Annotated in this window: 21 protein-coding genes and 2 pseudogenes; 10 read left to right on the top strand and 13 right to left on the bottom strand. The window is 61.8% G+C overall.

The annotated features are described in order from the left end of the window. A pseudogene (locus NR193_RS32365) lies at positions 1-570 on the top strand (hypothetical protein); the annotation flags it as partial. A 339-nt stretch (positions 571-909) separates the two neighbouring features. Here NR193_RS32365 and NR193_RS32360 read toward each other — a convergent pair. Further along, positions 910-1806, bottom strand: coding sequence for a LysR family transcriptional regulator (locus NR193_RS32360; protein WP_256754720.1), 897 nt, complete (start codon positions 1804-1806; stop codon positions 910-912). 251 nt (positions 1807-2057) lie between these two features. Here NR193_RS32360 and NR193_RS32355 point away from each other — a divergent pair, with 251 nt between their 5' ends. Genes NR193_RS32355 through NR193_RS32340 form a run of 4 tightly spaced genes read left to right on the top strand, consistent with a single transcriptional unit; the run spans position 2058 to position 4819 of the window. After that, positions 2058-2810 (top strand): SDR family NAD(P)-dependent oxidoreductase, encoded by a 753-nt coding sequence (locus NR193_RS32355; RefSeq protein ID WP_256754719.1) that lies wholly within the window; start codon positions 2058-2060, stop codon positions 2808-2810. A 31-nt stretch (positions 2811-2841) separates the two neighbouring features. Continuing rightward, positions 2842-3444: an NADPH-dependent F420 reductase gene (locus NR193_RS32350; protein WP_256754718.1), complete on the top strand. Its 603-nt coding sequence runs from the start codon at positions 2842-2844 to the stop codon at positions 3442-3444. Between the two features lie 3 nt (positions 3445-3447). After that, positions 3448-3951 (top strand): SRPBCC domain-containing protein, encoded by a 504-nt coding sequence (locus tag NR193_RS32345; RefSeq protein ID WP_256754717.1) that lies wholly within the window; start codon positions 3448-3450, stop codon positions 3949-3951. Positions 3952-4006: 55 nt separating this feature from the next. Further along, positions 4007-4819 (top strand): SDR family NAD(P)-dependent oxidoreductase, encoded by an 813-nt coding sequence (locus NR193_RS32340; protein ID WP_256754716.1) that lies wholly within the window; start codon positions 4007-4009, stop codon positions 4817-4819. Between the two features lie 264 nt (positions 4820-5083). Here the strand turns inward: NR193_RS32340 and NR193_RS32335 are convergent, their stop codons facing one another. The 6 genes from NR193_RS32335 to NR193_RS32310 all read right to left on the bottom strand — a co-directional run bounded on the left by NR193_RS32335 (position 5084) and on the right by NR193_RS32310 (position 11673). After that, a complete protein-coding gene (locus NR193_RS32335) occupies positions 5084-6976 on the bottom strand; it encodes a heavy metal translocating P-type ATPase (protein WP_256754715.1) in 1893 nt (630 codons plus the stop codon). Continuing rightward, a complete protein-coding gene (locus tag NR193_RS32330; protein WP_256754714.1) occupies positions 6973-7974 on the bottom strand; it encodes an FAD:protein FMN transferase in 1002 nt (333 codons plus the stop codon). The genes NR193_RS32335 and NR193_RS32330 overlap by 4 nt, the downstream gene beginning before the upstream one ends. Next, a complete protein-coding gene (locus tag NR193_RS32325) occupies positions 7955-10165 on the bottom strand; it encodes a PepSY domain-containing protein (protein ID WP_256754713.1) in 2211 nt (736 codons plus the stop codon). The genes NR193_RS32330 and NR193_RS32325 overlap by 20 nt, the downstream gene beginning before the upstream one ends. Positions 10166-10186: 21 nt before the next feature. Continuing rightward, positions 10187-10657, bottom strand: coding sequence for a DUF2271 domain-containing protein (locus NR193_RS32320; protein ID WP_256754712.1), 471 nt, complete (start codon positions 10655-10657; stop codon positions 10187-10189). Between the two features lie 190 nt (positions 10658-10847). Next, positions 10848-11183, bottom strand: coding sequence for a hypothetical protein (locus NR193_RS32315; RefSeq protein ID WP_256754711.1), 336 nt, complete (start codon positions 11181-11183; stop codon positions 10848-10850). Between the two features lie 121 nt (positions 11184-11304). Continuing rightward, a complete protein-coding gene (locus NR193_RS32310; RefSeq protein WP_256754710.1) occupies positions 11305-11673 on the bottom strand; it encodes a PepSY domain-containing protein in 369 nt (122 codons plus the stop codon). Positions 11674-11818: 145 nt separating this feature from the next. Between NR193_RS32310 and NR193_RS32305 the strand changes: the two genes are divergently transcribed. From NR193_RS32305 to NR193_RS32295, 3 genes are all read left to right on the top strand, one after another. After that, positions 11819-12478, top strand: a complete 660-nt coding sequence (locus NR193_RS32305) for a response regulator transcription factor (RefSeq protein WP_256754709.1) — start codon at positions 11819-11821, stop codon at positions 12476-12478. Next, positions 12475-13806, top strand: coding sequence for an ATP-binding protein (locus tag NR193_RS32300; protein WP_256754708.1), 1332 nt, complete (start codon positions 12475-12477; stop codon positions 13804-13806). The genes NR193_RS32305 and NR193_RS32300 overlap by 4 nt, the downstream gene beginning before the upstream one ends. 221 nt (positions 13807-14027) lie before the next feature. After that, positions 14028-15377, top strand: a complete 1350-nt coding sequence (locus tag NR193_RS32295) for a glucoamylase family protein (protein WP_375162759.1) — start codon at positions 14028-14030, stop codon at positions 15375-15377. A 478-nt stretch (positions 15378-15855) separates the two neighbouring features. Here the strand turns inward: NR193_RS32295 and NR193_RS32290 are convergent, their stop codons facing one another. Beyond that, positions 15856-16599 (bottom strand): TIGR02391 family protein, encoded by a 744-nt coding sequence (locus tag NR193_RS32290; protein ID WP_256754707.1) that lies wholly within the window; start codon positions 16597-16599, stop codon positions 15856-15858. A gap of 169 nt (positions 16600-16768) precedes the next feature. Between NR193_RS32290 and NR193_RS32285 the strand changes: the two genes are divergently transcribed. After that, positions 16769-20554 carry a hypothetical protein gene (locus tag NR193_RS32285; protein ID WP_256754706.1) on the top strand — a complete coding sequence of 1262 codons (3786 nt, stop codon included), beginning with the start codon at positions 16769-16771 and terminating at the stop codon, positions 20552-20554. 116 nt (positions 20555-20670) lie between these two features. Here the strand turns inward: NR193_RS32285 and NR193_RS32280 are convergent, their stop codons facing one another. Then, the gene (locus NR193_RS32280; RefSeq protein WP_143019549.1) at positions 20671-20838 is read right to left on the bottom strand and encodes a ribbon-helix-helix protein, CopG family; all 168 of its coding nucleotides are present in this window, start codon (positions 20836-20838) and stop codon (positions 20671-20673) included. Between the two features lie 408 nt (positions 20839-21246). Continuing rightward, on the bottom strand, positions 21247-21483 hold the full coding sequence (locus NR193_RS32275) for a helix-turn-helix domain-containing protein (protein WP_256754705.1): 237 nt from the start codon (positions 21481-21483) through the stop codon (positions 21247-21249). 167 nt (positions 21484-21650) lie between these two features. Between NR193_RS32275 and NR193_RS32270 the strand changes: the two genes are divergently transcribed. Next, positions 21651-22160, top strand: a complete 510-nt coding sequence (locus NR193_RS32270) for a helix-turn-helix domain-containing protein (RefSeq protein ID WP_256754704.1) — start codon at positions 21651-21653, stop codon at positions 22158-22160. Positions 22161-22176: 16 nt separating this feature from the next. On the opposite strand, the gene NR193_RS32265 is transcribed toward NR193_RS32270, so the two are convergent. The 3 genes and pseudogenes from NR193_RS32265 to NR193_RS32255 form a co-directional block, all read right to left on the bottom strand. Next, complete coding sequence (locus NR193_RS32265) at positions 22177-23430, bottom strand: CapA family protein (RefSeq protein ID WP_256754703.1); 1254 nt, start codon at positions 23428-23430, stop codon at positions 22177-22179. Positions 23431-23505: 75 nt separating this feature from the next. Then, entirely contained in the window at positions 23506-24354 is an 849-nt protein-coding gene (locus NR193_RS32260) for a transporter substrate-binding domain-containing protein (protein ID WP_256754702.1), read from the bottom strand. Between the two features lie 52 nt (positions 24355-24406). Next, positions 24407-24630, bottom strand: a pseudogene (locus tag NR193_RS32255) (ABC transporter permease); the annotation flags it as partial.

Genomic DNA, 24630 nt, shown 5'->3' with positions numbered 1-24630 from the left:
GGCTGGCTCGCTCGGGGTACTGATTTCTTCTGGTTCTATGAAAATGGCAAACGCCGTCCGCTGCGTCTGATCGCCAGCGAACTCATCGATCCTGCGACCGGTATGAAGGTGGCGTGCTTCACAGCCCCCGACATCCTCGAGCGGCTGGCAAACCGCAGCCTTGTTCCAAATCTCCTGCTGATGTTTCTGGTTTTGTCGATCCTGCCCGGCGTGCGCGCGCTTGGAGGCAGCTATCAGCCGATCTACTACCCTCTGATGCGCTATGTCGTCTGCCGGGCGCTCGAGGCCGCAGGCGTGGATGGGGATCTTCGGCAAGCCCTCGCAACCGACGACGTGCCGGGAGCTTGGGGACATCGGGTCATTGAGCGTGATGATGATCCGCTGGAGCTGTTCCTAAATGGCAGCATCGGCGGGGTGAGTGATCTTATTGACTGTTTGGGTGACATTTCCTTCGCCGAGGCATGTGGAAGCATGAAAGGCTTCGTGACCGATCCGTCATGGCATGAACTTCACAGCCGGTTGCGGAACGGGCTGGTTGCGCCGACCGATGAGGAATGGGCTTTTTCCTGAAATGTTTTATACGCTTCCAGCAGTTGGTGTGGGGGCACGCCGGATTGCGGATGGCTGCTTCGCGCCTATCTCGGCCGTTCCGCCGACCTTGGCAACAAGCCAAAAGCGGACATCTGTGCGGCGAGGTGGCAGCGGTGGTTTCCGCGCCAAAAGGCGGCCACGCGACGGTTACCTTAGCTTGCCCAGCTCCTCAATGGCCGCTATCCGCAAATTGCAGCGAGAGCCGCGTCAACTTTCGCTGCGTGCGCCCATAAGTCAGGCGCGGCGTGGAAAAATCTTCGAAGGTATCCCTTGCAGGCACTTGTTCCGCTGCAAGCGTCTCCGGCGACCTGCCGCGCGTCAGTCGCCCGCTAAGGACAGCCCCGCGAGAAGCGGAGCGTACGCGGCGAGCCTGCGGGATACGAATTCGGTGAAGAGCCGCACGCGCTTCGTCTTGCGTGTCTCCCCCTGTGTGAGAAGCCAAACCGTTCCGTACATGTGCAGGTCGGTGCCCGGCACCCTCACCAGTAGGGGGTCGGCATCGCCAACGAAGCACGGCAGGGTCGTCATCCCGAGCCCCTGCCGCACCGCGACGATCTGCGCCTCGGCATCTGTGACCCTGAACGGAACCTCGGCGGTGCGAACCTCACCCTCGTGGGCCCAGTCCGGGATTCCATGAATGCTTATCACGATCCACCGGATGGGATCAGGCGCGCCCGCACGCCACGCGGCTAATCGATCGCGTGACATGTAGATGCCTCCGAACAGCTCCGGTCCCTTCAGGCCGTGAAGATTGAGCGGCAGGGTCTTGCGGTCGTAGACGACGCGGATCGCTACGTCGGCCTCTCGGTTGGTCAGATTTGCCAGCTCGCCGGACGACAGGATTTCCATCTCGATGTCGCGATGCAGACGCGCGAAATCGGCGAAGTCCGGCATGAGCAGGTGTGTCGCGAGGGTCGGTGCCAGCGTCACGCGCAGAAGCCCGCGCACGCTCTGGTCGCGCCCCAAGACGCGCGTTTCCAGTTGGTGCGACGACGCTTCCATATGCTCCGCGAGCTCGAGGACTTCCTCGCCTGCAGCCGTCAGGCGGTATCCGGAAGGCAGCTTTTCGAACATCTGCGCCCCTAGGCGTTCCTCGAGCTGGGCGATGCGTCGCAGCACGGTTGAATGATTCACCCCGAGGTGCGCGGCGGCAGCACGCACCGAGCCTCCGCGTGCGGCGGCAAGAAAGTAGCGAACGTCATCCCAGTCGATCATGGTGTAATCCTGCACCGCGCGGTGCGCCTTCCAAACCCGCATTCCAGGACATCGAACAGCAGATTGCGGTCATCATAGCCTATTTCCCACGAGCGCGGCTCAATTCCGAACGGCGGACAACGACAGTCGTCCAGCCGGATCGATTTCGCACCACCGATGTGCGCGCTTCAGCACTCAACAACTGACGCGGGCAGACCCATTTCGAGGTTCTCGGAGGCAGACGCTGTCGAGACACCACGAAAGGAAAAGTCATGGGAAAGCTTGAAGGTAAGGTTGCTGTCATCACGGGCGGAAGCAGCGGGATCGGATTGGCCACAGCCAAGCGCTTCGTAGAAGAAGGAGCGCACGTCGTGATCACCGGGCGACGGGAGAAAGAGTTGAAGGAGGCCGCGGCCTTCATCATGAGAAACGTGACGGCGGTCGTGGGCGACGTGTCGCTCTTGGAAGATCTGGACCGGCTCTATGCCATCGTGAAGGAGAAACATGGTCACATCGACATTCTCTTCGCGAACGCGGGCGCGGGGACAATCGCACCGCTCGCAGTAGCTACTGAGGCCCACTTCGATCAGACCTTCGATGTGAACGTGAGGGGTCTGTTCTTTACGGTGCAGAAGGCCCTTCCCCTGTTCAAAGACGGCGGTTCGATCATCCTGAACTCTTCAGTGTCGAACGTATTGGGGCTTCCGGGGTTTAGTACCTACGCCGCGAGTAAGGCGGCTGTACGCAATTTCGCGCGCGCTTGGACACTGGAGCTCAAAGACCGCAAAATCCGCGTCAATGCAATGAGTCCCGGACCAATCGAGACGCCGGCCTTAGAGACAACGACTGGCCTTACCCCTGAGCAAGCCGAGCAAGCGGCCGCCCAGTTTGCGTCACAGATCCCAATGGGTCGCAGGGGCAAACCAGAGGAAATCGCGGCTGCCGTCACGTTCCTCGCCTCCGATGAAAGTTCTTTCATCACTGGCGTGGATCTCGCCGTCGACGGAGGCATGGCGCAGGTCTGACCCGGCGTTCAAACAAGATCGGAGAAGCATTATGAGCTATTCAATTATCGGCTTCGGCAATATCGGCCGGGCCTTGGCCAAGTCGTTTGCCCGCAAAGGCATCGACGTGACCGTTGCAACAACGCGCGACCCCGAAAGCTTTGCAGCCGATGCGGCCGCGATCGGGCCCACGATCATCCCCAAAGAATTGGCGGAGGCCCTCAAGGCGGACATCATCTTTTTGGCTGTCCGTTTCGAGTCGCACCCGAATGTCGCGAAGGCGCTTCCCACCTGGCAGGGGAAGATCATCGTCGACGTGACTAATGCCTACGGCGTGCCCCCTGAGGAACTGGGAGGACAACCTTCGTCCAAGTTCGTTGCGCAGGCCTTCTCTGGTGCAAGACTGGTCAAAGCGTTCAACCATCTGCCCGCAGCGACCTTGGCCGCGGACCCCGCCGTCGATCGAGGTCGTCGGGTCATTTTCGTTTCGAGCGACGATGACGCGGCAGCCACCCCTGTGCGCGCCCTGGCCGAACAACTGGGATTCGCGCCGGTCTGGCTGGGAAGGCTAGCGGAGGGAGGATTGCTCGTGCAGGCACGGGACAAGAGTTGGGCGCCTCTCATCTTCCAGGATCTGTTCAAGAAGGCGTCGTGAACAATGTATGACCGTGTAATCTGGCCCGAACGGTACGACCCAAAAATCTCGGCCATCTACGCGCTCAATGACATCGACGTGAAAGCTCCGCCCGAAATGGTCTGGAAGCTGCTCGTCGATGCCGAGAACTGGTCGCGTTATTTTCCTGCCGAAGATCAGGTTAAAATCCTAAGCGGCGGGCGAGAACTGGCACTCGGGACGCGATACAGCCGGGTGACGGTCGGCTATCCGATGAGCCTTGTCGTGATGGAATGTGTGCCTGACCGCAGGCTCGCCTGGGCAACGACCGTCGACGGTGACGAGACAGGTTCGAGCGCCTACCACGGCTGGGTGATTACGCCCACGGCCGACGGCTGTCATGTGCTGACCGAGGAGACGCAGCAGGGTCCCTGGTTCCTTGAGGAGCTCGGGCGCAGGAATCCCGGCGCGCTCTTCCGCTATAACCAGTTATGGGTAGAAAGCCTCGCTCGCGCCGCGGAGGCGGAAGTCGCCCAGATGGCAGGATAACGCGCCTGTTCTGACCCCAGGGCTAGCGGCCCAAATACAATCGGAGATGAATCACATGAATATCGAACTCAAGGGTCGCAAGGCGATCGTTACGGGCTCAACGGCTGGCATCGGCCGCGCCACCGCGGAAGGACTGGCGCGTGCCGGCGCATCGGTCGTCATCAACGGCCGTGGACGCGTCCGCGTCGATGAAGCGGTGCGGCAGATGCGACAAGCCTTTCCGGACAGCGACATTTCCGGTGTCGCCGCCGATCTGTCGACGGCGGCGGGCGCCGAGACCGTCTTCGCGCAGGCGCCCGACGCCGACGTCCTCGTTAACAACGTGGGGACGGCGCACATCCGCGACTACAACGGCATCGAGGACATCGCGAAAATCCCCGATGAGGACTGGCTCGGACTGTTCCAGTTGAACGTGATGAGCGGCGTGCGCATGGCGCGCCACTATCTGCCGCGCATGGTGAGGAAAGGCTGGGGCCGTGTCGTGTTCGTCAGTAGCGAATCCGCAGTCAACATCCCCAAGGAGATGCTCGACTACGGCATGACCAAGACCGCGCAGCTGGCGGTCTCGCGTGGGCTTGCCGAGGCGGTCGCGGGCACGGGCGTCACTGTCAACGCCGTCCTGCCGGGGCCGACCCGGTCCGAAATCCTGGGCGACTTCATGGCGAAGCAGGCCGAGGCGAACGGAGTCACGCAGGAGGAAGCCGAGCAGGGCTTCCTGAAGGCGATGCGCCCGACTACGCTCATCCAGCGCTTCGCCACGACCGACGAGGTCGCCAACATGATCGTCTATGCCTGCTCGGAGCAGGCCTCCGCAACGACTGGTGCGGCGCTGCGCGTGGAAGGCGGCGTGGTCCGCTTCGTCGCCTAGCCAGACCTCAAACGAACACCGACGGAAAACGCTCTCCGACTTGAATTTCGTACCGAGCCACTCAGCGTTTGACCGAATGGAGGCCACTGCGCCGTCACGCCGAAAATCGTGCCGGCCATCACTACCACGCCGCCACCGCACGCCGCTGTGGCTGCGGCGACTACGAGGCCGGCGGTCGAGACGGTCTCCTCATTGATGCCCCGAGGAAGCGGTGCAGCCAACCGATGCGATGCACCAAATGCATTTCTGAGTGGGATAGCCCGATCATTGAGCACCATAGTCTTCAACTGATGTGCGATCGTGCCCCCAGGCCGGCCCGTTCCTTGGCGATATTCGAAGCGCGCGCAGCGCGTTCAGGATGACCGCGACATCGATTGCCTCCTGCAGGAGTGCACCCTGTACTGGCGTGAGATAGCCAAGTGCAGCCGCAATCATACCGGCCACCGAAAGGCCAATTCCTGCCACGACACTTTCCAGTGCGATCCGGCGCGATCGGCTGGCCACTTCCAGTCCCGAAAGCAGCCGACCAAGATCGTCAACCAGCAGAACGACGTCTGCAGCCTCGGCGGAAGCGGCCGCCCCACGGGCTCCCATAGCCACGCCGATATCGGCAGCGGCCAGTGCCGGAGCATCGTTCACGCCGTCGCCGACCATCATTACCAGCCCGTTCTTGCGTTCCGTCAGCACCAGAAGCACCTTCTGGTCTGGCGTCAGTTCGGCCCGAACGCCATCGAGGCCGAGCCCGTCGGTCACCGCCTCGGCGACGGCACGCCTATCTCCGGTGGCAAGCAGTATCCGCCCGATGCCATGGCGGCGAATGCCGGCAAGGAACTCAGCGGTCTCCGAACGCAAGGCATCCGCAAGGACCAGATTTCCGACAAGTCGGCCGTCCACCGCGACGGCGACAAGCACAAAACCGGCTTCCGCCCCATGATCGCGCGTCCTGCCCCTTCCGATGTGGCGCGTCACGAAGCCTGTCCCGCCCACGACAACGGAACGGCCATCCACCCGCGCCGCGACACCCTCCCCCGGGATCTCTTCGATATCGGTCGGCACCGGCAATGCCATGTCTCGCGCGCGTGCCGAGGCAACGATCGCTTGCGCCATGGGATGCTTCGAAGCCTGGTCGGCTGCCGCGGCCAGGTAAAGCACCTCATCAGGCGGCACGTCCGCGCACGTATCTATCGACACGATCTGTGGGCGTCCGTCCGTCAGCGTGCCGGTCTTGTCGAGGATCAGCGTTCGCACTTGCGCAAGCGCCTCAAGTGGTTTCGCGCCCTTGATCAGCACCCCGAAATGCGCCGCTCGCGACAGCCCTGCGACAAGAGCGACAGGAACTGCGAGGATGAGCGGACACGGCGTGGCCACGACGAGTACGGCCACGGCCCGAATTGGGTCGCCGGTCAGCCACCACGCCGCCGTCGCAAGTGCGACGGTGATTATGAGGAACAGGACCGAGTAGCGGTCCGCCAGTCGCGACATCGGGGCCTTCGAGCGCTGCGCCTCGGCCACCAGACGGACAATCCCGGCATAGGTGCTTTCCGCGGCACGGCGGGTGGCTCGCAGGTCAAAGACTTCGCCTGCATTGGTCGAGCCGCTCATAACCTCTTGGCCGCGCATCAGTTTCACAGGCATCGATTCACCCGTCATGGCCGACTGGTCGAGCACGGCGCGCTCGCTTTCGATGTTTCCGTCGACGGGCGCTACATCTCCCTGCCGAATCAGGAGAAGATCGCCGGGTACGATTTGATCGAGTGGAACCTCATCCAATGCGCCGTCACGGTGCCGGGTCGCCGTACGCGGGACGCGCGCGAGGAGGTCGCGCATCTCGCGGCGGGCGCGGCCTTCGGCAAAGCTCTCGAGGAATGTGCCTCCCGAATACATGAGAGCGACGACGGCCGCTGCGAGCGTCTCGCCGAAGACGAGCGCGGCCGACATGGACAGGGCCGCCACAATGTCGAGGCCGACCTCGCCCCTCCACAGGCTTCGAACAATCTCGACGATGAGCGCCGCCAGGACAGGAATGACGCCTGCCACCCACACCATGTCGGCGAGTTCAATCTTCCCGGCGACCCTCAGACCAATACCCGCAGCCAGTCCAGAGAGTGCAACCGCCAGAATGGCTATCTTTAACCTCTCGCTGCCTTCCCCGCTCATCTGCCCTTCAGTTCCCCTAGTTCATGCTGCGCAAGCTCTACAGCCGGCTGCTGCGCGAAAAGCCGTCCCACGATCGTCGCTCGCAATCCGCCTTCATCGCGGTCGAGGAAAAGCGCGTCCAATCCCATCCTACGGGCCATCGCCGCGCCTTCCAAGCTGCCCTTGACCGTCAATGCGGTCGCCCATGCATCGGCCTCCATGCAGCTTGCAGCCACCACGGTTACCGAGGCCGGCGAGGCAACCAGCGGCCCGCCGCGTCGGGGATCCATCGTATGCGATAGTCGCCGGCCGCCGACTTCGACCCAGTGACGATAGTCGCCAGAAGTAGCAACCGCAGCATCTTCTAACGCCAGGACGGAAAATGGCGCGCGGCAGACATGGTCTGGCCGCTCAACGGCAATTGTCCAAGGGCTGCTATCTGGCTGCAGGCCGAGCGCGCGCAGGTCGCCGTCGATGCCGACAAGCGCGCCTGGGATGCCAAAAGCCTCGATTACCTTGGCCATCTGGTCGACGCCATAGCCCTTCGCGATGCCGGACAGATCAAGGGCCATCCGCGCATGCTTTCGAACACGGCGACCCACGGCGTCGACCTCCAGCACCTCGTGCGCGGGCTGACGATGGGCTGCGAGTGCGGTGCGGATACCCGTCGGGTCGGCCGGGGCAGGCCCAAATCCCCATGCAGCAACCGCGTCGCCCATGCCGATGTCGAAGGCCCCGCCAGAAAGCATTCCGACATGCAGACCGATGGACAGCACCTGCGCCAACTCGTCAGGCACTTCGACCCAGACTCCTTGTCCAGCGGAGTTGAGACGCATCAGGTCGCTGTCCGGCTTCCAGGTCGACATCTGCCCATCCACCTTGGCCGTCGCCGCCGCCAGCGCCGCCGCCACTGGCCGCGCATCAAAACTCCTCGGCATGTGGAACAGCGCCGACCACCGGGTACCCATGGTTGGTCCGTTCAGCGCGTGGCGGGTAAGATCAGTAAACGTCTTCGACATAACGCCCCTCGGCTTTCAGCAGTGCAGGGGTCAAGCCAGCCGGGGCAAGGATGTCGGCCAGTGCGCAGGCGACGCCGGTGGCCATCTCGCGACCTCCGCACACCATCACCTGCGCCCCCTCGGCGATCAGCCGCGCCAGGCGCGTGCCGTCGCGGCGCAGCGCGTCCTGCACATAGGCCCTGGCAGCTGTACGCGAGAAAGCAGTCGTGACCGAGGCTAGCCGTCCTTCGGCCTGCCATCGCGCCAGCTCCTCGCCGTAGAGAAGGTCGCTCTCTGGATGGCGGGCTCCGAAGTAGAGATGCATCGCGCGGGCTTTGATGTTGGCCCGCGCAAAACCCGCCAGCGGCGCGATGCCCGTGCCCGCACCAATGAGCACGACGGGAGTTCTTCCGCGCCGCGGTTGGAATTCCCGATTGCGACGGATGAAGGCGGCGACGGTCTGTCCGGGCTGAAGGTCCATCAGCTGGCCCGAGCAGAGACCACCCGGATGCTTGCGAACGCAGATCTCCGTGAAGCCATCGCGGCTGCCCGATGCAAGCGAATAGAAGCGCGGAAGTGTCGAACCTTGCGGCAGAATGCCGAGAAGGTCTCCCGCGGCAAAGGGCGGCATGCCGCGCCCGGTCAGCCGCTGCCAAAGCGTCGCGCGAGGCAGTGCAAAACGCAGGATCGCAGTCGGTGCCTGCACCTCTGCTCCATAGTCGCGTCGCGAGACCAGGGTGAGCGCGCGCGACCGGGGCGGTTTGGGTTGGTGGTTGAGCACCAATTCAATCCCCAGCACCCGGCCGAAGGCATGGCCCCAACGAGCGAAGTCCTGGGGGGATTGGCGGTCGACCACATCCAGCGGCAGAAGCTGAACCCAGCCCTTTGCTTCGGCCGCACGCACGACGTTGTGTGCATAGCCGCAGAAGTCGCGAAACTGCCGGTCGCCGAATCCGACGATGGCGAGCGGAAAGCTGGGCGACGCGGGCAACGAGGCGAGACGATCGAGGAACCCCCTGGCCGATCCAGGCGCTGCGCCGTCGCCATAGGTTGCGGCGAGCACGACGACCCGCGCCGCGCGGCTGTAGCAGGAGGGTGAGAAAGCCGACATCGGCGTCACATGAACCTTCTGCCCGGCCGCGGTGAGCGCGGCATGCAGCGTGGCTGCGAACCCCCAGGTGCTCCCGCCCTCGCTGCCAACCAGAAGGACCGTGTCAGCCTGTCCGGGTGCTGCATTGGCCTTGATGCGCGGCCGCCCGCGCCGTCCGATGGTCCACAGGAAGACGCCAGTCCCCGCCATGACGGGCACGCCTAGCGCCATGAAGCCCAGAACGATGCCCAGCGCAGCAGCCCCGCGGCCGGTGTGAAGCATGTAAATCGTCTCGGTGATCCAGTCCCAGACGCCCAGGTCGGCCCAGGCAAGGAGGACGCCGGTTCCCTGGTCGATATAGCCTTGGCCTGCACCCGTCTTCAGCGTGAGGACATCCTTTGGGTCGCCCGGGTAAGGGAAAGTCAGTTCGCGCAAGCTCGACGCCGGCGTCTGGCGCAGCACAGCCATCTGCGCAGCCGGATAGGCGGTCCGCCCGGAGACGGAGGTCGGCATCGGTGGTGCGCCCGGTCCTTCGGGGAGGAGCTCGAAGGTGGAAGCTGTCATCCAGAGTGCGGTCACTGAGGACAACAAGAGCCCAGCTGCGGAAATGCGCGCGATCTCCACGTGCAGCCTCCCCCAGAATGGTCCCCTCAGCGGCGAGAAGAATCGCCGCCAGCCGCCTGTGCGGCGCGCCACCAGCAGGAGGCCGGAAACCGTGAGGGCAAGCATCGCCGCCGCCCCAGCGGCGGCCACAAACCGACCGGCATCATCGAGGAAGAGCGACCGGTGAAGGTTCGTCAACCAGCGTTCGAACGCAGACTTTTCGGCAGCTCCGACACCCCGGCCGGTGGCGGGATCGATAATGGCTGCGCCGGCACTATCGCCTTCGCGATACCAGGCGGTAATCCTGCCCGAGGGTGCCCGCTTGATCTGTTCAACGCTGGGGTAAGCGGCCGCAACTTTGGCGGCGAGCTCGGCGACGCTTAGGTCAGCCTCTTGCTGGGCGGGCGTTGCCACAACTTCGACTGCCGGCAGGACCGACAACGCCGCGCCGCTCAAGGCGAGCACCACAATCAGAGCCGCGGCGACAAGGCCCGGCAGCCTGTGTAAAGAGCGGATCATGCCGTTCTCTTTCGCTCGATCTCACATGTCGTAGGCAAAGTTCGCTATGTAGTGACGGCCGGCGGTAGCCTTGCCCGCACCCGCGGCAGTGACCGGCACGACAATTTCCGAGGGGCTGTCGCGCATGTCCTCTGCGGCGGCGTCAATGTGCAGCGCATAGCCGGCATCGAAGAGCGTGTCGGCCAGGTCAAGGGTGATGGAGAGCGTCCGCCCCGCGCCGACGCTTGCCCCCGTGATCCCGTTGATCTCGGCCGAATTGCCTCCGGTGGCGCGGTACCAGTCACTCAGGTGCTGGTGATACTTCGACTTACCGCCGGCCATCCACAAACTGCCGGCATAGGCTCCTTTTGCATCCGTGACGTAGAGAGCGAGGTAGGCACCGTTGCCGCCGTAGTTCGTCAGATTGGTCGTCAGCGTCACGGGGCGCGCGAGAGCCATGCTGGGAAGGGTAAGTGCCGTGGTGAGGGCAAGGGCGACCAGAAGAGATTTCATGATGCGTTCTCCATCAAGGATTGCGATGATGGGAAAATGCCGCTTCCAGCTGATACTTTCCTGACGGTGCGGGCCTTTTCGCTTCAGCTTGCCGTCAGCTTCACAGCTGGCAGAAGGTCCCTGAAAGCGCGACCCCGCCACCGGGCATCGGGGCAGGGTCGCAAGCAGATCAATCAGGCCGGTATATGCGTCAGTTTACCTTGACCCGCGGACCCGGACCGTCGCCGAACAACCCGTTCACAGGCGGCGCAACGGTGCCTGCCGGTGCCGGGTTCGAGGCCGCCCCGGCATCGTCGTCGTCATCGTCTTCACCATCGTCGTCGGTGCGGCCGTGCTTTCGGTACTCATGATCTTCATCATCGTCATCGCTGGCCAGGATGGTCGCGCCGCGATCGGCAACTTCCGCAACCTTGTCAGCGACGTGGCTGAACATGTTGCCGGCGAACGGTCCAACGGTCGCGGCCGCCGCGATGGTTACAACCGAGCCGATGGCAGTCGCGGCAAGAAGGGCAAGTGTGAGTTTCATGCTAGGTCTCCCATGTTGTCGATGGGAGAAGGATTGCCGCCTATCCTGAGCGCTTGCTGACGAATGCGAGAAATTCGCTTCAGCTACACGTAAGGAAGCACGCAGTCTCAGGCTTGGACCATCAATCTTCCGTCGGCGTCGGCACCGGGCCGGGCACCGCGACACCATTCTTCGGAATGGCTCCATTCGGCGCGCTGGGGCCTGCCTCACCGCGATCGTCGTCCTTGTATTCGAGTGAAACGACCTTGAGCGTAGCAGGATCGACGATGGCTTCGACAGGCCGCCCGGAGGCGTCCAGACCGCGGATTTCGTAGCAGCCATCGTCGATCTTGATCCGACGGACGGTCCATCCCTGCTTCTGGGCCATCCGCTGGACGGATTCGCGAGGCTGCCAATCCGTCATCGGCACGCCGCAGCCTTCATCGGCCATTGCCGCGCCGACTCCGCCGAGCGAGGCTAGAAGCGTCAGCATTGTCAGGCCATGCCTCATGGCTCAAACTCCTAAATGGGGCGCGCGGGCATTTCCTGCACCCTAAAGCTGACGGCCGCCTGAAGCCAGCGCGGCCGCTGCTTCAGGTTTCCTTCAGCCTGGAATGAAACGACGGATGGCACAGACAGGGGCGGAACCAACAGGCATGCGCATCCTCTTTATCGAAGACGATACCGTGTTAGGCGCCGCCGTCCGCGATCAAGTCCGAGCGGACGGCCATTCGATAGACTGGTTCACGCGCCTCGATGAGGCGCGCGAGGCGCTGGCCGTCGCCGCCTATGACCTCATCCTTCTAGACCTGATGCTGCCCGATGGTCGCGGCATCCCCTTTCTTCGGTCCTTGCGAGCGAAGGGAGACGCCAGCCCCGTCATCATACTGACGGCGCTTGACCAGGTGTCGGACCGGATCGAGGGGCTCAATGCCGGAGCCGACGACTACATCGTCAAGCCCTTCGACCTGGCGGAACTGTCGGCGCGCATCGGCTCGGTGGCACGGCGTTATACCGGCAATCCAAACCCGATCGTGACGCTCGGCCCACTGGACATCGACCTTGCCGCCCGGTCCGTGCACAAGGACGGCCGTGCCGTACCGCTTACAGCTCGCGAATGGGCGCTTTTTGAAGCCTTCGTGCAGCGGCCGGGGCAGCTCCTCGCCAAAGCGCAGCTGGAAGAGCGACTTTATTCTTTCGGCACCGAGGTGGAGAGCAACACCATCGAGGTGCATGTAAGCCGGCTCCGCAAGAAGCTCGGCCACAACATCATCAAGACAGAACGCGGCCTTGGCTATCGGTTGGGAACGGCATGAAGGCTCCCCGCTCGCTCGAGGTCCGGCTCGCGCTCGCCATCGGACTAGGCGTAACGCTTTTCTGGATAACCGCTGCGACCATCACCGCGAACATCCTTCGCAATGAAATGAACGAGGTTTTCGACTCGGCACTGGAGGAGACGGCGCAACGCATCCTGCCGCTCGCGGTACTAGATATTGTTGGTCGCGAGGAACAGGGGCTTACGCAGCGGATCGCGACACTGCGCCGGCACAATGAGTATTTCACCTACGTCGTTCGCGACGCCCAAGGCCGCGTGCTTCTCAAATCACACGACGCCGACGAGTCCGTCTTTCCGCCCTATCAGGGCATGGGCTTCCGCGACTCCGCCACGCACCGGCTTTATTACGATGCGGCTTTGCAGGAGACGGTCACGATCGCGGTAGCCGAACCCCTCGAGCACCGAGCGACGGTCGCGCGTAAAATGCAGGGCGCACTCGCATTGCCGCTGCTGATCATGATCCCACTCAGCCTTGTCGCGATTTTCGGTGCCGTCCGGCTGAGCTTCCGGTCGGTACGAAGGTTGGGAACTGACCTCGCCGCACGCAACGCTCAGGACTTGTCGGCAGTCCAGGAGACCGGTCTTCCAGGCGAAGTCGCACCCATTGCGGCAGCGGCAAACCAGTTGCTGCTTCGTTTGAAGGAAGCGTTCGAAGCCGAACGCAGTTTCACCGCGAACGCCGCCCATGAGCTGCGAAACCCCATCGCCGGGGCGATCGCCCAGGCCCAGCGGTTGCAGGCCGAGACGACCGATCGACAGGCCGCGCAGCGGGCCGCCGATATCGAGATGACGCTCAAACGGCTGGCCAGGCTCTCGGAGAAGCTGATGCAACTGGCCCGTGCTGAAGGCGGCCGGCTCAGGAGCGACATGCCTGCCGACCTGAGCCCGATCCTGCGGCTGATCGTGGCCGATTTCGAGCGAGCCGGAGCGACAAAGCGACTGGATCTCAGCCTGCCATCGGAGCCTGTGTTGTCGGATATCGACCCTGATGCCTTCGGAATCCTTTGTCGCAACCTGATCGAAAATGCGCTGAGACATGGCAAACCCGATACTCCGGTCGCAATCACGCTGGGGGCGGACGGACGGCTTCTCGTCACCAATGAGGGACCAGTGATCCCGGTCGAAATACTCGCGCGGCTGACGTCACGTTTCGAGCGCGCTGCAATATCGGGTGAAGGCAGTGGACTGGGCCTCGCCATCGTGAGGACCATAGCCGAGCGTGCTGGCGGATCGCTCGTGCTGCGCTCGCCCATCACCGGGCACGGGACCGGGTTTGAGGCTATGGTAGCTCTGCCAATGGGAGCGTAACTATGCGCGTCCGGCGGCAGCCCCTTGGTCACCTTAACTCCTTCTTTTCTACACACCATAGTGACCCCGGCAGGTATTGATTTACCTCAAAGGAGGTCAGCGGCGGCCAAGCTACGATATCGGCGATTGGTGCTTGAGCGCCTGCTCACTTGAACTGAGCTGGGATGAAGGCAGATGAGAGCAATAGATGTAATGAACTGCCGATCCCGGAAGACACAGCGATGCGATCATATTCTGCCGAAACCGATCGCATCGTGAACACCACCGCCATGCAAGACGATCTGGAGATTCTGCAGCGGGAGACATTCGACTACTTCATCCACGAGGCTAACCCCGCCAACGGTCTCATTCGCGACAAGACCGAAGCCGACTGGCCCGCAAGCATCGCCGCCACCGGTCTTGCGCTGGGATGCTATCCAGTCGGGGTCAAGCGTGGCTTCATGAGCCGGAAAGCCGCCGTGGAGCGGACGCTAGCCACGCTACGCTTCTTCTGGAACAGCCCTCAGGGTCCAGAGCCGGACGCCACGGGATATCGCGGCTTCTACTATCATTTCCTCGACATGCACACCGGTCGGCGGGCCTGGCGCTGCGAACTGTCGACCATCGACAGCACCTTGCTGTTGGCGGGAGGGCTGGCCGCCGCCGCATTCTTCGACGGGAACACGAAGGGCGAAAGAGAGATCCGCACCTTGGCGGATGCGCTCTATTGTCGGGCCGACTGGTGCTGGGCGCAAAACAAAGGAACGACCGTTTCCCACGGCTGGACCCCCGAGACCGGCTTCCTAAAGTATCGCTGGGAAGGTTACGACGAAGCCCTTCTGCTGTATGTCCTGGGCCTCGGCTCGCCGACCCATCCTCTGCCTTCGAGCAGTTACACGGCCTGGACCGCTACCTTCCGATGGCAGAATTTCTACGGCTACGATTATGTCTATGCGGGACCGCTGTTCATCCATCAATTTTCGCATCTGTGGATCGATCTTCGGGGTCTGCAGGATGCCTACATGCGCGACAAGGGAAGCGACTACTTCGAGAACAGTCGACGCGCCACCCTTGTCCAGCACCGCTACGCCCTTGAAAATCCACGCGGCTTCGATGGCTATGGAGAACATTGCTGGGGCATTACCGCGAGTGACGGCCCCGGCCCCTCAACGCTCAAATTGAAAGGCATCGAACGCCGGTTCCTCGACTATGCCGCGCGTGGCGTGCCGTTTGGTCCCGACGACGGGACGCTCGCGCCATGGGCCGCCGTCACCTCGTTGCCGTTTGCTCCGGAAATCGTGCTGCCGACAATCGCCTTCTGGATCCATCAGGCCAAGCTCAAGTCCACCAGAACGTACGGTTTCGCGTCGTCCTTCAATCCGACGCACCCGCAGGGCAAGGCCAAAGGGGTGTTCGGTTGGTGGGTTTCACCTTGGCATTTCGGCTTGGATGAAGGCCCCGTCGTATTGATGATTGAGAACGTACGCAGCGGACTAGTATGGCGGTTGATGTGCTCGTGTCCGTACATCCGCGATGGCCTGCAACGGGCGGGTTTCGAGGGTGGTTGGCTGGAAAGACTTCCGCAGACCTGATGAGCCCAGACTGACCAAGGTCCGTTTTCTGAAGGTCCGAGTTCCGCGGCTGCCCGCCCGATATTATGCGGTGGACGATTGTAGCCTCATCGGGTGACGAGAACCGCCTCCTAGACGCAGCTCATGCTTCTGGACCTGCAGCATGCGCCAGGAGACACGCCCACGAACGGGAGACCACAACGTCGACATGCGCGTTGTCCCTCTCCCCTGACTCGAGTGACAGCTTCTGGGAGATTCAACCCAGCGGTGGAGAGATGGCAATGAGGTCACGGGGAAGGGACAGCTTTTTACTCTATCAGGCTGAAACCAGATCGTCTGGTTACGGCCCAAATGCTGCCGGACCGCAATGCGTCTCATGGCGGACGTTCAAGTCTTCGAGGGCTAGTTCTAGCAGCTGCAGACCGCCACAGAGCCGCGCCATTGTCCCGACGCGCGCATTGGTGAGCAGCGGTTTCTTTTGCCGGTCAAACCCTCGGCTTCATGCGTCGGCAGCTTCAGCCTGCCGGCCTAGACGCATGATCTTTCTTGCCTCAACGATGCGCAGCAAATGGCCAGCCAGAATCAGCATCTCGCCGGCCTCCGTCGCGTCCTCCAGCGCCACAGTTCGATGGCTAACGGGGTTCTTGTAAGAACCAATGGCGCCTGAGAAGAGTGCCGAAAGCGCCTGGCGCTCCGCTGGAACCAAGGTCATGTCCGTCAGAGGGCCAGTCTCCGGGTGAAAGGCTTGCCGCATGAGATCAGTGCCGATATCGCGCGCGGAAAAGTCGCCGGCCTCGCGCACCGCTTCCTCTACTGCCTTGAACGCCTCGAAGACCGCAGTGTCGTAGTTGCCCCTGATGAAGTTCCTCCATGTACTGCCGGCCAACGAAGTATGAAGCAATTCTCGTGGAAGGAGGCTGGCTTTCCGAAAATCAGCGAAGGCCTCTCGGCTCGCGACTGCTCTGCCCCGGCGGGTAACGAACTGCCAGCTGTCGCCTCTTGACGCGACAAGACTCTGCGCCTCCATCCAGCTCCACGCTTCTGCTATCGCCTCTTCAAGCTGATTGGTGAAAGACCTCGGATACACTTGCTCCATCTGCCGAAGGCCGTTGATGAAGTTGTGCAGGTGGACGTCACCACCGTCCTCAACGATCGCACGCAGGATAACGCCACCGAGTTCCTCAGGTTCGAGTTCGAGAACGTCTTCTGCGTTTGGGATTCGACGGGCAAGCCTTTGTACCATGCATGACCCCTGTGATCGGTCTAAACTCAGTCTGTCAACATCGCTGCCGCAAAATACCTGCAGCAGCCTGTAACAACGCCGTAGAGTGTAGCCTACATCAGAAACTTCTAGGCAAATCCACTAGAATGATTGTCCTGTAAACAGCTGATTCTCAACCGAGCAACGACATATGGCCGTATTCGAGATCTCCAAGGAGATGATCGCAAGCGTTGAGGATGAGCAGTTACGTCAACTGCTCCGTCGATTGCTGGAGGCGGAGGCGCGAGCCGGCAATATTCCGCTGTCAGCAATTGGAGTAGCAGGAAACCAAACAGCTGGCGATGGTGGTGTTGACGGTTCCATCGCTTGGAATGGAGCTCCCAACCCTGAGGGCTGGCTCCCCCGGCGCACGATTTACTTCCAGTCCAAGGCCGAGGTGATGGGACCGGCAAAGCTCATCCACGAAATGCGCCCCGAGGGTGTTGCGCGCCCAATCTTCGCCGAACTGGCGGCCATCGGAGGCGCATATATCGTATTCTCAAGCGATGACCCCTCCAAGTCTCGCCACGACGCGCGGATCGCTGCGATGCGCGATGCGATAGCCGATGTTGCGGACTCAGATCAAATCGCGCTCGAGTTCTACGGCGCCGACAAGATCGCACGCTGGTCCAACCAGCGCGTGGGCGTCGCGTTATGGTTGCTTGAGCAGGTCGGACGACCATTGGCAGGATGGCGTGGATACGGCGCTTGGTCAGCCCCCGACAGTCCGGGCAAGCCTTACCTGTTGGACGACACGGCACGCGCGTCGATTGACGGTCGCGAGTTGCCGATGTGCGACGCCGTCACAAAGATGCGCGAGACACTTTCCCGCCCTGGTGGGGTTGTGCGTCTGATCGGTCTGTCGGGGATGGGCAAGACACGCCTTGCCGAGGCGCTTTTCGACGATCGCCTCGACGGCGGTGCGGTCTTACCAACGGAGCGAGCGGTCTATGGCGATGCTGGCCTTGACCTCACCGTGAGCGCCGCCCTGATGGCGGAGCAGATCGCTGTCGCCGGTGTCGAAGCCGTAGTGGTGGTCGACAACTGCACACAACGCACCCATGGCCAACTCGCCGAGATCGTGCGGCGCCGGAACAGCCGGGCGAGCCTACTGACGATTGACTATGATGTTCTTAGCGAGCAGCCCGCCGGATCGCTTGTGACACTCGGCGGCAACAGCGAGGAAATCCTGGACGGTGTGCTCAAGCAGCGCTTTCCAAAGCTGAGCGATGGGGAACGCCGGCACCTCGCTGAATTTTCCGGTGGCAATGCTCGGATTGCACTTAAGATTGCAGAAGCCGGCGGCGAGGGCATTGACCTCTCTAAACTGAAGGATAGCGAGTTGCTCGAACGGCTGTTTCAGACCGGTCGCCAGGAACGCGACTCCAAAGCGCGAGACTGTGCAGAGGCAGCCTCGCTTGTCCACGCCTTCTACGCCAACGCTGGGGATGGGCACGTCGTCGAGTACCCCGTGCTGGCAAATGTAGCTGACGTCACCCCCAAGCGGTTTTTCCGCACGATCGCGACCTTCCTTGACTGGGGTGTAGTGCAGCAGCGCGGACCACAGCGCGCGTTTATGCCACCGCCGCTCGCCAATATGCTGGCGGGGCCCTGTATTCGCCGTAGCGATCCCGATGTGCTCGTCGCAACGTTTGTCAGCGGCCCGGTGCGGTTGTTCGCCTCCTTTGCACGGCGCATTGGGCAATTGCATGATGAGCCTGCTGCAATTGCCATTGCTGAGCGTTTTTTCGCGGCAGGAGGACCGCTCGGACATCCGGTAGCGATGGATCGGCTTAGGCATCGCGCCTTTATCCACGCTGCCCCTGCAGCGCCCGAAGCAGCATTGAGCGCGATCGAACGGGCGCTTTCGAGCGGCGACTGCGACCGCTTGCTCGAACCGGACGAACATCGCCGGGACCTTAGCCAATTGCTTGTTCACATAGCCTACGAACCGCGCCTATTCGGCCGCGTGATCGATGTGCTCACCGCCTTCACGCTTGCCGACCGTGACACCCGTGATGAACTCAAGGCGCGCCCGCACTTACTTGAGCGGTTTTGGCCAATCCTATCCCTTACTCTAGCCGATCAGGCTACCCGGCTGAGCAGAATAGATCGAATGCTGAGCGACCCCGACGACCGCATCCGAGCGCTTGGGGTTGAAGCGCTCGATCATATGCTCGATGCCAGTCATTTTAGCTCGTCGCTCAATCTCGAGTTCGGCGCCAAAGCTCGGCTCAAGGAATGGCGGCCGAACAATGGCGCAGCATATCAGACTTGGTTCGATGCAGCCTATGACAGGTTAATAATGATCGCCGAGAGTGGACGCGCTGAAGCCGGGCGAGCCCGGGACGTGATCGCTGACCATTTTCGCGAACATTATGACAGCTCGATCGATGACAAGACGCTGGACATTATGCGCGCAGTTCGCGGTGCCGGTTATTGGGAGCTCGGCTGGCGGGCGATCAATGACACGCTCTCTCTCATGCCGCGCCCTGCGCCCCAGGATACATCGGCCACGACGAAACTTGAGAAACTGATCGCGCTGGAGCGTGATTTTCGTCCGAAGTCGATCGACGACTTTTTCGAAACGTTCGTCTTAGGCGAGCCTTGGCGACACTGGCACCCAAATGGAAACGATCGCAAGATGGTGCGACATGCGAGCGCCCTTTCTAGGGCTGTCGGGCGTGCGATCATGCGACGGGGTGTGGCACTGGCGCCCTATCTCGACCGTGCGGCCGCTGCTAGCGGCACCAACAGCGTGTGGTCGTTCATGGTCGGCCTTTCGCGATCAGCAACTGACCTCGACGCGCTTTGGGACATGGCTTACGCGCGATTCGTCCTTAATGATCGAGGCCATCCGGGACTGTTGGGGGGCCTGCTGGAGGGGGCAGGGGTTCGGCATCGCGACTGGGTTGAGCGCAAGCTTGATGCAATCGTTACCGATCCGGCGCTGAGCGAGTATCTCGTAACCTTGCACAATGCTGTGCCGCTCGACGCGTCTGCGGTCGAGCGGTTTAGGACCGCGCTTTCACGAGGCGTGATCGCCGTCGATCGCTTCTCGCAGCTCATGATGGGCAGTGTGACCAAACCGTTGCCGGGCACCGTCCTTGCGCGATTCTTGCGGGAATTGTTCGCAAATGATGCTGGGCTCGTCCCCGCACTACAGATCCTGCATATGCGCTTATTCGGGGATCGCGGCGATAAGGTGCCGATCGATCCGGCCCTAATCGAAGTCGGCCGCGAGATGCTGGGCGATGCGCGCATCTACACGCATGAGTTTCGCCAGCAGGATCACGACATCACTGGAATCGCCAAGGTCGTGTTCAGCGCAGGCGACAATCCGGTGCTCGCCCGCACGATCTGCATCGCGATTTGCGAGAACGCCGGCAACAACTACGTCAGTCATCGCGACTTTAGAGAGTTGGCGACACTGATCATGGCGCAATACCCGTTAATCGTCTGCGAGGAGATTGTCGAGAAATCAGCAAATGAGCATCTCATCCAGCGCTTCTTCGGCCAGCTTGCGGACCAAGGTGATGACGACATGCTCGAACCCGAGGCCGGTGTCGAAACGTTGCTGGAATGGGTTGCGCAGGACCCGCAGGCGCGAGCGCTCAAGGTAGCCCATGTCGTTAGATACATGGTCAAGGACGATGTGAGCGGGGCGCTTCGCTGGTCGGCGGTTGCTTTGGCCCTGATCAACATCGCCACCGATCCGGGTCCAATCCTACGGGCGTTCGAGCGTAGGTTCTTCACTGGCGCCGGATGGGGACCATTCTCGCTCCGATTTGTGCGCCGTCGGCCGCTGGTCGCTGCCATGCTACAAAGCAGCCATCCACGCGCCCAGGCCTGGGCGCGCGAGGCCGGGCCTCGGCTCGAGGAAAGTGTCAGACAATGGGATGAAATGGATCGCGATCGCGACAGTCGGTTCGAATGACCACACGGCACGTCATACATGCCGACTTGCCGACCGAAATCGCCCGTATCACCTCCAAAGCAGCCAGACCGCTTCCGGCCCAATTTCGGCCGTTCAATGTGTGCATCGCGATGCAGCTATCCGCCGTTTTCGGCATCACGCGCTTTAACACCACGACGTTCTGCATACTCGATTAATGCGAGTTCAATGACAGCGGTTACCGAACGACGTTCGGACGCTGCGAGTTGTTCAGCCAGAGCTAGCACAGATGGATCTAAACGCGTTGTGAATGGCTTTTTTGTCATTGTCGCTTTTCGGCTTGAATCTGGCGTCGAAAAATGCATAACTAAGCACGTGCAATGCACATGCATCGCGCGTGCTGCGGCCGGTCAGAGTGCGGGAGCCACTCTGATCGGTCTGACCACAACCAAGCTGTCAGGAGTTCGGGTCATGGCTGATTCCGACGATACCACGACTTTGCCTTCCGTCCCGCAAGGGCTGTTTGCAGGGACAGCAGTTTTCGAAGGACGATGCTGAGTTTCCTAGGCCACAGATCCGATCGGCCTTGGGGGATGTATTCGCATTAGCCAGCAAACGAAGCCGAACCAGGTATTTCCATACGGGTTGGGCCAATCGGCAAATTTATAGAAAAGCAGTCCGGATTATCTAATCCCTTCATGTAGTTGGATCGTGTGTTTCCGCTAACTGGACATTCAAGCATGAGGATCTAACAGCCGTAAGCCTTCACCCTTTTGGCCAGCGGACAAGAATTCGACGCCCGCTTTTGTCAGAGCCGCCTCAATCGCCTGCAAAGTGCTGATCCGGGAATCCACCTTGCCGTTTTCCAACCGGGCCAGCGCATTCAGCGATACAATTGCTTTGTCAGCAAGCTCCTGCTGCGACCAACCAAGCAAAGCCCGTGCGGCTCGAATCTGTCGTGGACTGACCATGAGTCCACAATCGGCAGGCCGATATTGTTTGCCACCTATAGGGTTATTTTACACCCTATAAGGTATATTAAATGGCGATTCGACTTCAGATAAAATTGACGCGAAAAACCCGGAGCGTACGCGGCAAACTCTCTATCCGGCTGACTAGTGGAGCATCGAAGGCCTTGTTGAAACCGCAACGCCCCGTCCTCCTTCGGACGGCGCCGAAGCCAAAGATCGACAGTGACCCTCATCCCGCCGACCAGCATGTCGGCAGGCAGATCGCGAGCGTTCGCGTCCAGTCGGACGTGTCTCAGGGCCAGCTCGCCCGGTCGATCGGCATCAGTTTCCAGCAGCTCCAGAAATACGAGAACGCAAGGAACCGCGTGAGCGCGTCGATGCTCTACGAGATCGCCAGCTCCCTCGGCGTTCCTGTCGGCCGCTTCTTTGAAGGCTTGCCGGGAAACGATGAGACGAGCGTCGAGGCGCCGCCCCTGCCAGTCGATGAGCGCCTGGATTTCATTGCCAGCGCGGAGGGTCGGCGCCTGATCGAGGGGCTAGTGAAACTTCCGCCGCGTGTGCGCGGTCGCGTCTCGTCCCTGATCTCAGCGTTAGGAGAAGAACTGGCGCTGCCAGACACAAAGGCGAATAGCGAAACGGCCGGCGAATCCGCGCCGGCCGAATGCAGGACCGTCTGACGGCAGGTCGGGCCCGTCAGCCGAATTTTCGTGCAGCGGGCAGGGCGATGCGGCCGCAAGTCGAGGACACTTCGATTTCCACGCCGAACGCCCGCGATCGGGACCCGAATCCCTCGAGTATCTCTCGCGCCGTGCTCCCAGTGACGGCGACGGGCACCAATCTGCCCGTTGCCGATCCGAGAGACTGGGCTTCCGCCCCGACCACGACGGGCAGGAGATCTATTTCTGCAAGGTGTCCGCCCGCATCATAGCGGCACGCGGCGACGATGCTCTGCCAGACTTCCGGTGGATCCCATTCGGTTTCGTCGGGGTGGACGTGGAAAAGGAAATTTCCGAGGCCGTAGAAGATCGGCGAGCCATTGTAGATTTCCACCGCCTGCAGCACCGGAGCGCCGTGGCTGACGAACAGGTTCGCGCCGGCGTCGATGCACATCCGAGCAAAGGTCTGCACCCAGCGCGGCACGTCCTGCCAACCTGGTTCCCAATGATGGTGGTGCAGATAGGCAATGACGAAATCGTCTTGTGCCGCAGCATGCCGGATGGCGGCCAGTTGGACACTCGCGCTCCGCTGATCGACTTCGATCAGACGGCCGAAGTCGGCGGCTTGCGTGAACACAGTGCCGTAGAAATTGATCTCCGTGCCAGCCGCCACCTGTACCGGGTCCTCCGGTTGCGCATAGTTGGTCAGTTCAAAGGGGGAGCTCTGCAAATGAGCGCCCAGTCTTGCCAGCCTGCGGAAATGTCCGTCCGGCACCCCGATCTTGCGAACGGTGTTCAGACGATTGACGCCGGGCCGAGCCGGGCGGAAGGCCGTGCGGTCTTCGGCGTACATGTTGGTCGGGCCGGGGCCTGCATCCATCGCAAGAAGCGCGACCTCGCGCGCGCCCAGCCGGCGGCGGCCCGGTTTCCTCGCGTCCGTCTCGTCGGCCCCGATGCCGGCGTGCAGGAAACCGCGCGCTTCCACTTCCTCCAGCGTCGAGAGGATACCGCCGGCGCCGAGATCGAACGCGTGGTTGTTTGCGAGCGCAAGCGCGTTGAAACCGATGGCCTGCAATGCGTCCAGCACTTCAGCCCTGGAATATCCGAAGTATTTGCCCTTGGTCGGCCACCCGCCGTGCTTGCCGAGAATTGTCGACTCGAAGTTGGTGAAGACGACGTCGCCTTGGCGCAGGAAGTCCGTGACCGCGATGAAACGTTGGTCTTTGACGTCACGGATGTCGTGCTTGATCAGGGATTGGCCGGTAACGACCGCGCAGAACTGTTCTTTCATGGGGCTCGCCTTGAAGGAGGGGAGGGCGCTGGCGTTCCGGCCAGCGCCACGTCAAATGTCGAAGTCGGTTGCCACCTATTGGGAGACGGCCGGTGAGATATCGCTTTTGAACCATTTCAGGCTCAGCGCCTTGATCGTCCCATCCTTGGTGGCCGCGTCGATGGCCGCGTTGAACTTGGCGAGCAACTCGGCATCGTCCTTGCGCATCCCGGCGCCGACGCCCGGCCCCCAGAGCCCGCCTTTCAGTTCAGGGCCGAAAAACACCACATCCGAGCCGGCAGGCGTCTCCAGGAAATCCCGCCAGGTGAAATAGTCGGCGAGGCCGCCGTCGATGCGACCTGCGGCAAGATCGAGCTTCATGTTGTCCAGGCTGTCATAACTGCGAATGGTCACGACATCGCCCAGGATTTCCTTCACGACTGCTTCCGAATTCGACGAGCGCAAGGCCCCGATCGCCTTGCCGGCGAGTGTCGATCTGAGGCGTGCGATAGTCGCCTTCTCCTTGTCCCCGATGGTCGAGAGGTTGACCTTTTCCTTGATGTCGCCGGCGTCGAGACCCAGGTCCTTGCGCACCACGAACTGGTTGAAGCCGGCGGCGTAGGGGATCGAGAACGCGATTGACTGCTTGCGTTTCTCCGTGATCGCCATGCCGGACATGATGACGTCGAACTTGCCGACAAGCAGTGCCGGGATGATCCCGTCCCAATCCTGCGGGACGAAGGTACATTTGATCTCGATGCGACGGCAGAGTTCCTGTCCAACATCGATATCGTAACCGTAGAGTTGACCGTTCGCGTCGGTGCCGTCCCAGGGCGGCGAAGCGCCTTCGGAGGCGATCGAAATGACGCGCTCGCTTTCGGCGCTGGCCGGGAATGCCGACATCAGGGATGCGATAGAAACAGCAATAGCCAGGGGTATGCGCATGATGCACCTCTTCGTTGGTTTGGATGGAAAGGGCAGTTCAAAAGCCGCGGCGTCAGGGCAGGGGCGGCGTCGTGATCTCGTGATCAGGCAAGGCCGGGCACAAGCGCGGCTTTCGTCGATGCACCGGATGACCGTCAGTCGACAGTCGCCGCTCCAGCAACTGCATGGCTTTTACGGCAATCGACGTCAGCGATAGATAGATCGCTCCGGCGACGATGAATATCTCGTACGGCGCGAACGTGGTCGACACCATCTGTCTCGCCATGCCGGTGATCT

It is taken from the genome of Mesorhizobium sp. Mes31 (genome assembly GCF_024519675.1).
GTDB lineage: Bacteria > Pseudomonadota > Alphaproteobacteria > Rhizobiales > Rhizobiaceae > Mesorhizobium.
This window is presented reverse-complemented; position numbering and strand designations above follow the sequence as displayed.